6 protein-coding genes and 1 pseudogene are annotated in these 10,821 nt (G+C 60.9%); 6 read left to right on the top strand and 1 reads right to left on the bottom strand.

Annotated elements, in window-relative coordinates:
* Both ALC15_RS38250 and pcaG read left to right on the top strand, forming a co-directional pair.
* A partial coding sequence (locus ALC15_RS38250; RefSeq protein WP_488240852.1) for a dioxygenase family protein occupies nucleotides 1–238 on the top strand: 238 nt, incomplete at its 5' end.
* Nucleotides 239–835, top strand: a complete 597-nt coding sequence (gene pcaG, locus ALC15_RS38245; protein ID WP_050631735.1) for a protocatechuate 3,4-dioxygenase subunit alpha — start codon at nucleotides 239–241, stop codon at nucleotides 833–835. It abuts the gene before it with no gap.
* Between the two features lie 343 nt (nucleotides 836–1,178).
* On the opposite strand, the gene ALC15_RS38240 is transcribed toward pcaG, so the two are convergent.
* Nucleotides 1,179–1,880, bottom strand: coding sequence for a cyclic nucleotide-binding domain-containing protein (locus tag ALC15_RS38240; protein ID WP_050631742.1), 702 nt, complete (start codon nucleotides 1,878–1,880; stop codon nucleotides 1,179–1,181).
* A gap of 202 nt (nucleotides 1,881–2,082) precedes the next feature.
* Between ALC15_RS38240 and ALC15_RS38235 the strand changes: the two genes are divergently transcribed.
* The 4 genes and pseudogenes from ALC15_RS38235 to narJ all read left to right on the top strand — a co-directional run bounded on the left by ALC15_RS38235 (nucleotide 2,083) and on the right by narJ (nucleotide 10,818).
* A complete protein-coding gene (locus ALC15_RS38235; RefSeq protein WP_050631734.1) occupies nucleotides 2,083–4,827 on the top strand; it encodes a nitrate/nitrite transporter in 2,745 nt (914 codons plus the stop codon).
* 12 nt (nucleotides 4,828–4,839) lie between these two features.
* The gene (locus tag ALC15_RS38230; RefSeq protein ID WP_050631733.1) at nucleotides 4,840–8,592 is read left to right on the top strand and encodes a nitrate reductase subunit alpha; all 3,753 of its coding nucleotides are present in this window, start codon (nucleotides 4,840–4,842) and stop codon (nucleotides 8,590–8,592) included.
* Nucleotides 8,589–10,108, top strand: a pseudogene (narH, locus tag ALC15_RS38225) (nitrate reductase subunit beta). The gene ALC15_RS38230 and the pseudogene narH overlap by 4 nt, the downstream one beginning before the upstream one ends.
* Nucleotides 10,108–10,818: a nitrate reductase molybdenum cofactor assembly chaperone gene (narJ, locus tag ALC15_RS38220; RefSeq protein WP_050631732.1), complete on the top strand. Its 711-nt coding sequence runs from the start codon at nucleotides 10,108–10,110 to the stop codon at nucleotides 10,816–10,818. Before narH ends, narJ begins: the two are co-directional and overlap by 1 nt.
* Nucleotides 10,819–10,821: the final 3 nt, after the last annotated feature.

Genomic DNA, 10,821 nt, shown 5'->3' with positions numbered 1-10,821 from the left:
CATCCACTTCTCGGTGTTCGGCCACTCCTTCATCTCGCGTCTGGTGACGCAGATGTATTTCCCCGGCGATCCCCTGTTCCCGTTCGACCCGATCTTCAATTCGGTGACCGACGAGAAGGCGCGGGCGCGGATGATCTCCTCGTTCGATCTCGAGAACACCAAGCCGGAATGGGCGCTGTGCTATCGCTTCGATATCGTGCTGCGCGGGCGCAACGCCACGCCGATGGAGACCAAGTAAGTGTCACGTCCTGATGGAATCACGCCCTCGCAGACCGTCGGCCCATATTTCAAATACGGCCTGACGCCGAACGGCGAGTATGAGTGGAACGACGCCTTCACCAACAATCTGCTGACGCCGGATACATCCGGCGAACGGATCCGCGTCGAGGGCAAGGTCTATGACGGCGACGGCGCCGTGATCCCGGATTGCATGCTGGAGATCTGGCAGGCCGACAGCCAGGGCCGCTTCTCCGACCCGCAGGATGCGCGCGCGCTGCCGAATTCGTCTTTCAAGGGCTTTGGCCGTTGCGGCACCGACAAGAGCGGCGGCTATTCGTTCGACACCATCAAGCCGGGCTCAGTACCTGATGCCGACGGCAAGCCGCAGGCGCCGCACATTGTGCTCGCGGTGTTCGCGCGCGGCATGCTGCTGCACCTCTATACCCGGATCTATTTCGACGACGAGGCCGGTAACGCGACTGATTCCGTGCTGGCACTGGTGCCGGCCGATCGTCGTGCGACCCTGATCGCCAAGCGCAAGCCCGGTGCTGGCCACACCTACGCGTTCAACGTCCGTCTGCAGGGTGACAGCGAGACGGTGTTCTTCGACGTGTAGCGAGAAGACTTGATCATTGTGGCCGCTCCCGCGCGCAGTGTCTTAGGCGCGTAAGGTTCTGAACGCCTGCCACATTTCCTGTGCGAACTAAAGTGCCGGTACACTGTCTGATGCGACATGATTGTCGTGGGCAAACGGAAAGTGGACGTATCTGGTGCGGTCGTCGCGCTGCGGGCGACGAGAACGGAGTTCTCGTTGATGAGCCCGGCAGGACTCGAAACTGCAACCAGACCGTTATGAGCGGCAGGGAGAAGATTGCGATCATGCATCGCGGATAAAAAATAATTTCCCGCGAATTTGGCGAACGCGCATTGACGTAAATCAAGATCGTGTCCGCCGGCTTTTAAGAGTCGGGATCGTCAATGAGCCGTTGTGGGCGCGCGAAGGTCTCTAGCGACTTCTTGTTATCGATCACTATCTCTCGCCCGCGGATGCGGACACCGTGCTCGGTAAGCTGAGCGAGATTCCGAGACAGGTTTTCTCGCGTCGTTCCGATATGCGAGGCCAGCTTTCCGCGGTCAAATGGGATCACGACGGCTTCCGCTGCCGGACCCTTGTTCGCTTCGGTCAAGATCCAGTTGGCAAGACGCTCGACCGCAGACCGGGCCATGTAGCCCTTCAATTTCTTGATCGACGACCGATAGGCAAAGGCGAGTTCTCTCGCCACCACACGTGCAAACGCTACGTCGCGATCAAACATATCGCGGACGCGTTGCGCGGGAATCAATAGGACGCTCGAGTCCGACAGCGTCCTGACGGAATTCAAGTAAGGTTGGTCGCTGACGACCGCCGCGAGGATGAAGGTTGTAACGGGGTCGACCAGCGAAATTCCCCATTCTTCACCATCCTGTTCAGTAAAAACTTCGGCCAATCCATCAATAAGGATATGCAGAAAATCCGGATGATGCCCTTCGTAGATCAGAACGACCCCCGCCGGGAATTGCTGCAAGAGTGCAGCATCAAGCAGATCGGCGAGCGCTTCTTCCGCGATTCCGGAAAACAGCGGGAGATTCGTGACTTGCTTAAGTTGGTCAGAGCGGAGCAACTTTCCATCCTGTGTTGAGATCAATCTGTGACATTTATCAAATATAGATGTGACTAGCATCAATTGAGGTGACGGGATTCGACAAATCTTCCTCGAAAAGAGCCCGCATGATCGGCTGGCCGCCAGTTGTTTGACGTAGCACAAACTGTGTGAACCCGGTTTCGGCCATCCATTCCCTCGAACGCTTTCTCGGGGGCTAACTATGGCATCACCAACTTCAAGTACCGTCCATCAGGGCCGGGCGCTCTGGCTCTCGACCATCGCCTTCACCATTTGCTTTGCGGTCTGGACGATCTTCTCGATCATCGGCATCCGCATCAAGCAGGAGCTGGGACTAAACGACACCCAGTTCGGCCTGCTGGTCGGTACCCCCATTCTCAGCGGATCCCTGATCCGCCTCCTGCTCGGTATCTGGACCGATCAGTATGGCGGTCGCCGGGTCTATACCGTCGTCATGCTAGCCGCCGCGGTTGCAACCTATCTACTGACCTGGGCGCACACCTATCCCGAATTCTTAGTGGCTGCGTTCTTCGTCGGCATCGCCGGCGGATCCTTCGCGGTCGGCATCGCCTACGTATCGCGATTTTATGCCGCGGGTAAGCAGGGCACCGCGCTCGGCATCTTTGGCGCTGGTAATGTCGGCGCTGCATTGACCAAGTTTGTCGCGCCGTTCGTGCTGGTGGCCTATGGCTGGCAGACGGTCGCCCAGGTCTGGGCACTCGTGATCGGCCTGATGGGCATTACGTTCTGGCTATTCTCCGAAGAAGACCCCGTCGTCCGTGCGCGGCGAGAAAACAACGAGAAGCCGAAAAGCGCTTGGCTGGAGCTCGAGCCGCTGAAGAACATTCAGGTCTGGCGTTTCGCGCTGTACTATTTCTTCGTGTTCGGCGCCTTCGTGGCGCTGGCGTTGTGGCTGCCTCAATATCTGATCAAGGTCTACGGAGTCGACATCAAGACCGCCGGCATGGTGGCTGCGATGTTCTCGCTTCCCGCCAGTGTATTCCGGGCCTACGGTGGCCACCTCTCGGATCGTTACGGCGCACGCCGCGTCATGTACTGGACCTTCCTGGTCGGCGTGGTCGCGACCTTCATTCTATCCTACCCGCCCACCGACTATCTGGTGAAGACGGTCAACGGCGCGGTCGCCTTCCATCTGGAAATGGGATTGGTGCCGTTCACCGTGACGGTGTTCGTGCTCGGCTTCTTCATGGCGCTGGGCAAGGCAGCGGTCTACAAGCACATCCCCGTCTATTATCCAAACAGCGTCGGCGCCGTCGGCGGGTTGGTCGGCATGATTGGCGGTCTCGGCGGCTTCGTCCTTCCGATCGCCTTCGGCGCTCTGGTCGACCTCACGGGGCTGTGGACCAGCTGTTTCATGGCACTGTTTCTGCTGGTTACGGTTTCCCTCGTCTGGATGCACGTGTCGATCCGGCAGATGGAGCGCGGACTCGTCGGCGAAGCGCTCAAGACGCTCCCCGAACTTCCCGAGATGGAGGAGATTCACAGGCCGGAGCACGTCGGTGCCCTGTCTGGCGCGGTACTGACCGACTGGCGTCCCGAAGACAAGACCTTTTGGGAAACGAGCGGCCGGGCGATCGCGCGACGCAATCTCTGGATTTCGATCCCGGCGCTGCTGCTGTCCTTCGCGATCTGGCAGGTCTGGTCGGTGGTGGTAGCAAAGCTGCCCACGGTCGGCTTCAAGTTCACCACGGCTGAGCTGTTCTGGCTGGCGGCGTTGCCTGGCATCTCCGGGGCGGTGCTCCGTGTCTTCTATTCCTTCATGGTGCCGATCTTCGGCGGGCGATTGTGGACCACGCTTGCGACTTGGTCACTGATGATTCCCGCAGTCGGCATCGGTTACGCGGTGCAGACGCCGTCAACGCCATATCCGGTGTTCCTGGCGCTGGCGCTGTTGTGCGGTTTCGGCGGCGGCAATTTTGCCTCCTCGATGTCCAACATCTCCTTCTTCTTCCCGCGTGCCGAGAAGGGCAATGCCCTTGCGCTCAATGCCGGCCTCGGCAATCTCGGCGTCTCAACCGTGCAGTTCGTCGTGCCGCTTGTGATCACGGTCGGTGTGTTCGGCTGGTTCGGCGGCGATCCGACGATGGTGACCAACGGACCGCAGCAGGCCCCGCTCTGGCTGCAGAATGCGGGCTTCATCTGGGTGCCATTTATCGCAGCCAGCGCTTTTGCCGCCTGGTTTGGGATGAACGACATCGCGTCCGCCAAGGCCTCGTTCTCCGATCAGGCGGTCATCTTCCAGCGCAAGCACAACTGGATCATGTGCTGGCTCTACACCGGCACCTTCGGCTCCTTCATCGGCTACTCCGCAGGCTTCCCGCTGCTGGCGAAGACCCAGTTTCCAACGGTCGATGCGCTACAGTTCGTCTTCCTCGGGCCTCTTGTCGGCGCGCTCTCGCGGTCGGCTACAGGCTGGATTTCGGACAAATGGGGCGGCGGTCGTGTCACCCTGTGGGTTTTCGTCATGATGATGGCCGGCGTGCTCGGGATTCTCTACTTCCTCGGCATCAAGGATCAGCCGGGTGCCTTCTGGGGCTTCTTCGCGATGTTCCTGTTCCTGTTCTTTGCGACGGGCGTCGGTAACGCGTCGACCTTCCAGATGATCCCGAACATCATGCGTCGTGAAATGGAGCGGCTGATGCCCACTGCCGATGCGGCCACCCGTCAGCGGCAGGCCGAAAAGGAATCGGCCGCGATCACCGGCTTCACGTCCGCGATCGCTGCTTTCGGCGCATTCTTCATCCCGAAATCCTACGGCACCTCGATCGATCTCACCGGCGGTGTGCAGGCGGCTCTCTGGGGCTTCTTCATTTTCTACGTGATTTGCGTCGTGATCACATGGGCTGTCTATACCCGCAAGGGCGGCCTGCTCCACGACATCGAGCGCGGCGGCCCGATTTCGCCCGCAGTGCAGCCTGCAGAATAAGGAGACGGGACAGTGAGCCATTTTCTCGACAGGCTGTCGTTCTTCACGCGTCCCAAGGAAGAGTTCGCCGGCGGTCATGGTGTGACGACGACGGAGGATCGGTCCTGGGAGGACGGCTATCGCAAGCGCTGGCAGCACGACAAGATCGTGCGATCGACGCACGGCGTGAACTGCACGGGCTCGTGCTCGTGGAAAGTTTATGTCAAGGGCGGCATCGTCACCTGGGAGACCCAGCAGACCGACTATCCACGCACACGGCCCGATCTGCCCAATCACGAACCGCGCGGCTGCGCGCGTGGCGCGAGCTACAGCTGGTACCTCTATTCCGGAAATCGCGTGAAGTATCCTCTGGTGCGGTCACGGCTGTTGAAGCTATGGCGCGCCGCGCGCGCCACCATGACGCCGGTGGCGGCGTGGAAGGCGATCGTCGAGGATCCGAAGAAGCGCGCGGCCTACGTGCAAATGCGCGGTCTTGGCGGTTTCGTCCGCGCAACCTGGGCCGAGGTCAACGAGATCGTGGCCTCGGCCAACGCCTACACCGCCAAGACCTATGGTCCGGACCGCGTATTCGGCTTTTCGCCGATTCCGGCGATGTCGATGGTGAGCTACGCGGCCGGTGCGCGCTATCTGTCGCTGCTCGGTGGCGTCTGCATGTCGTTCTACGATTGGTATTGCGACCTGCCGCCAGCTTCGCCACAGACCTGGGGCGAGCAGACCGATGTGCCTGAAAGCGCGGACTGGTACAATTCCGGCTTCCTGATCCTGTGGGGATCGAACGTCCCGCAGACGCGCACGCCGGATGCGCATTTTTACACCGAGGTCCGCTACAAGGGCGCCAAGAGCGTCGTGATCAGCCCGGACTATTCCGAAGCCTCGAAGTTCGCGGACCTTTGGGTGTCGCCCAAGCAGGGGACCGACGCGGCGCTAGCGATGGCCATGGGGCACGTCATCCTCAAGGAATTCCACGTCGATCGTCAGGCAAAATACTTCAACGATTATGCGCGCCAGTATACGGACATGCCATTTCTGGTGCGCCTGGTGGAATCCGAAGGACGGCTCGTGCCTGAGCGGTTCGTGCGCGCCTCGGATTTTGCCACTTCGCTCGACGAGACCAACAATCCCGAATGGAAGACGGTCGCCTACGATGAGGCGTCCGGCGAGATCGTGGTGCCAAACGGCTCGGTCGGCTTCCGCTGGGGCGAGAAGGGCAAATGGAATCTGGAGGAACGCGAATCGAGGAGCCGCGACACCAGGCTTCGGCTCTCTCTCTCCGATACGAAGGATGAGCTGGCCGACGTCGGCTTCCCCTATTTCGGCAATCGCGAGCACGATCATTTCCAGGGAACCGACCACCCGGACGTGCTGATGCGCAAGGTACCGGCGAAGCGCATCAAGCTCAGGGATGGCGAGACGCTGGTGGCGTCAGTCTACGATCTGTTCGTCGCCAATTACGGCGTCGATCGCGGCTTCGGCGGCGACCATGTCGGCAGGAATTACGATGATGTTCAACCCTACACCCCAGCCTGGGCGGAGAAGATCACCGGCGTGCCGCGCGAGCAAATCATCACGGTCGCACGCGAGTTCGCTGCTAACGCCGAGAAGACCGGCGGTCGCTCGATGGTCATTGTCGGTGCCGGGTTGAACCATTGGTACCACATGGACATGAACTACCGCGGCATCATCAACATGCTGGTGATGTGCGGTTGCGTCGGCCAGTCCGGTGGCGGCTGGTCGCATTATGTCGGTCAGGAGAAGCTGCGGCCGCAATCCGGCTGGACGCCGCTCGCCTTCGGCCTCGATTGGGGCCGCCCGCCGCGGCAGATGAACTCCACCTCGGCCTTCTATGCCCACACTGACCAGTGGCGCTACGAAACGCTTGACGTGAAGGAGATTCTGTCGCCCACTGCACCGCAGGGGCCATGGGATGGCGCGCTGATCGATTACAACGCGCGCGCCGAGCGGATGGGCTGGTTGCCGTCCGCGCCGCAATTGCAAACCAATCCGCTTGAAGTGTCTAAGCAGGCCGCAGCCGCCGGGCTGGAAGCCAAGGATTTCGTGGCGAAGTCGCTGAAGTCGGGCGAGTTGCAATTGTCATGTGACGATCCCGACAATCCGAGAAACTGGCCGCGCAATATGTTCGTCTGGCGCTCCAACCTGCTCGGCGCTTCAGGCAAGGGCCACGAGTATTTCCTCAAGCATCTGCTCGGTACCAAACACGGCGTGATCGGCAAGGATCTCGGCGAGCACGGCAGGAGGAAGCCCGTCGACGTGAAGTGGCTCGATCATGCGCCGGAAGGAAAGCTCGACTTGCTGGTCACGCTTGACTTCCGGATGTCGACCACCTGCATGTATTCCGACATCGTGCTGCCGACCGCAACCTGGTACGAGAAGAACGATCTCAATACCTCGGACATGCATCCCTTCATCCACCCGCTGTCGGCCGCGGTCGATCCGGTCTGGGAATCGCGCAGCGATTGGGACATCTACAAGGGCATCGCGGAAGCGTTCTCGAGGGTCGCTCCGGAAGTGCTCGGTGTGGAGAAGGACGTCGTCCTCACTCCGATCATGCACGACAGCCCCGGCGAGATCGCGCAACCGTTCGACGTCAAGGATTGGAAGACGGGTGCAATCGAGCCGATCCCCGGCAAGACCATGCCTGCGGTGACGGTTGTCGAGCGCGACTATCCGAACCTCTACAAACGCTTCACCTCGCTCGGGCCGCTGATGAACAAGCTTGGTAACGGCGGCAAAGGGATGAGCTGGAACACCGACCATGAGGTCGACTTGCTCAAGAAGCTCAACGGCGTCGTCATCGAGGAGGGCGCATCGAAGGGGCTTGCCCGCATCGACAGTGCGATCGATGCCTGCGAGGTCATCCTGAGCCTGGCTCCGGAAACCAACGGCGAGGTCGCCGTCAAGGCGTGGGAGTCGCTGGGCAGTTTCACCGGCCGCGACCACACCCATCTCGCCATCCCGAAGGAAGACGAGAAGATCCGTTACCGCGATGTCGTCGCGCAGCCGCGCAAGATCATCTCCTCGCCGATCTGGTCCGGATTGGAATCGGAGAAGGTCTGCTACAACGCCGGTTACACCAACGTTCACGAGTTGATCCCGTGGCGCACGCTGACCGGCCGTCAGCAACTCTATCAGGATCATCTGTGGATGCGCGCCTTCGGTGAAGGCTTCTGCGTCTATCGGCCGCCGATCGACACCAAGACGGTCAAGCCCGTCATCGACCGCAAGCCGAACGGCAATGGCTCGGTGGTGCTGAACTTCATCACGCCTCACCAGAAGTGGGGGATCCACTCCACTTATACCGACAATCTGCTGATGCTGACGCTCTCGCGCGGCGGTCCGATCGTATGGATTAGCGAGATCGACGCCAAGGCAGCCGGTATCGTCGATAACGACTGGATCGAGGCCTACAACACCAATGGCGCGCTGGTCGCGCGTGCGGTGGTCTCGCAGCGCGTGAAGCAGGGAATGTGCATGATGTATCATGCGCAGGAGAAGATCGTGAACGTCCCGGGCTCCGAGCAGACCGGCCAGCGTGGCGGCATCCACAACTCGGTCACCCGCACCGTTCTAAAGCCGACGCACATGATCGGTGGCTACGCGCAGCAGGCCTACGGCTTCAACTATTACGGCACCGTCGGCGCCAATCGCGACGAATTCGTCATCGTTCGCAAGATGTCGAAAGTCGATTGGCTCGACACCCCGACCGCAGATCGATCCGGCAACCCCGGCCTGGAGGCCGCAGAATGAAAATCCGCGCGCAAATCGCAATGGTGCTGAACCTCGACAAGTGTATCGGGTGTCACACCTGCAGCGTCACCTGCAAGAACGTGTGGACGAGCCGCGAAGGCATGGAATACGCGTGGTTCAACAACGTCGAGACCAAGCCCGGCGTCGGCTATCCGAAGGATTGGGAGAACCAGACGCGCTGGAAGGGAGGTTGGAAGCGCAATCGCAACGGCTCGATCCAGCCGCGTATCGGCGGCAAGTGGCGGGTGTTGGCGAACATCTTCGCCAATCCGGATCTGCCTGAGATCGACGACTACTACGAGCCGTTCACCTTCGACTACCCGCATCTTCAGCAGGCGCCAGAGATGAAGGCGATGCCGACAGCGCGCCCGCGCTCGCTGGTGTCAGGCGAGAGGATCGAGAAGATCGAATGGGGCCCGAACTGGGAAGAAATTCTCGGCGGCGAGTTCGCCAAACGCTCGCAAGACTACAATTTCGAGGGTGTACAGAAGGACATCTACGGCCAATTCGAAAATACCTTCATGATGTACCTGCCGCGGCTGTGCGAGCACTGCCTCAATCCGGCGTGCGTCGCCGCTTGTCCGTCGGGCGCGATCTACAAGCGCGAGGAGGACGGAATCGTCCTGATCGACCAGGACAAGTGCCGCGGCTGGCGCATGTGCGTGTCCGGCTGTCCCTACAAGAAGATCTACTATAACTGGTCGTCTGGAAAATCCGAGAAGTGCATCTTCTGCTATCCGCGCATCGAGGCCGGGCAGCCGACCGTGTGCTCGGAGACGTGCGTGGGCCGCATCCGCTATCTTGGGGTGGTGCTCTATGATGCCGATCGGATCGCGGAAGCTGCCAGCAAGCCCGACGAGCGGGATCTGTATCAGGCGCAACTCGACATCTTCCTGAACCCCAACGATCCCGAGGTGATTGCTGAAGCCGAGCGGCAGGGCATTCCGCATACATGGCTGGAAGCAGCTAAAACCTCGCCGATCTGGAAGATGGCGATGGAATGGAAGGTCGCGTTCCCGCTGCACCCGGAATACCGGACCCTGCCGATGGTCTGGTACGTGCCACCGCTGTCGCCGATTACCTCGCTGCCTCGGCCGGCAAGATCGGGCTCGACGGCGGCATGCCTGACGTGAAGTCGTTGCGTATCCCGATGCGCTATCTCGCCAACCTCCTGACGGCGGGCGACGAGGCGCCGGTGACGTTGGCACTGGAACGAATGATGGCAATGCGCGCCTACATGCGGACCAAGACACTCGACGGCGTGGTCGATGAAGCCATCGCCAGGCGTGTCGGGCTGACGGCGGCGCAGATCGACGAGATGTATCAGATCATGGCGATTGCGAACTACGAGGACCGGTTCGTGATCCCGACCGCGCATCGCGAACTGGGCGCCGACGCTTTCGACATCCGCGGCTCCTGTGGCTTCACCTTTGGCAATGGCTGCTCCGGCGGCGAGACCGAGACTAATCTGTTTGGTTCACCCCGCAAGGCCAAGAACCCGATGGAGATGGCGTGATGAAGACCTTCAAGGTCCTGTCGGGGTTGTTGAGCTATCCGACCGAAGAGTTGATCGAAGTCGCGCCGGAATTGCTGTCGGTGCTCGACGCCGACCGGCTGGTGCCGGCGTCATGCCGCCAGGCGCTCGATGTGCTGATCGAGGAAATCGCGACCGGCGACCTGTACGATCTGCAGGAGCGCTACGGCCTGCTGTTCGACCGCAGCAAGACGCTGGCGCTGCATCTGTTCGAGCATGTGCACGGCGAAAGCCGTGACCGTGGCCAGGCGATGGTCGACTTGAAGGCCATGTATGAAAATGCCGGGTTGGTCATCGAAGCCAACGAATTGCCGGACTACGTACCGTTATTCCTGGAATTCCTGTCGATCCGGCCGCTTTCTGAAGCACGCGACCTGCTTGGGCAGACGGCGCACATCTTTGCGGCGTTGGCCGAACGGCTCGGCCGGCGGCAGTCAACCTACAAGGCGGTGTTCGACGCACTAGGGGTGATTGCGGCCGATGTCCCCCGGCGTGAAGTCGTCGACGAAATCCTGAAGGCGCCAGACAGCGACCCGATGGATCTCGTGGCGCTCGACGCTGCCTGGGAGGAGGAAGAAGTGCGCTTCGGCCCTGGTGCGCAGGGGCAGGGCGCCTGCGGCCACGAAGGTCTGATCGCGAAGCTCCGCCATGCCAGGCGTGCGGTCAATTCCGCGCCATCACCGCAGCAGTAGGAG

Source organism: Bradyrhizobium viridifuturi, assembly GCF_001238275.1.
GTDB classification, from domain to species: Bacteria; Pseudomonadota; Alphaproteobacteria; order Rhizobiales; family Xanthobacteraceae; genus Bradyrhizobium; species Bradyrhizobium viridifuturi.
This window is presented reverse-complemented; position numbering and strand designations above follow the sequence as displayed.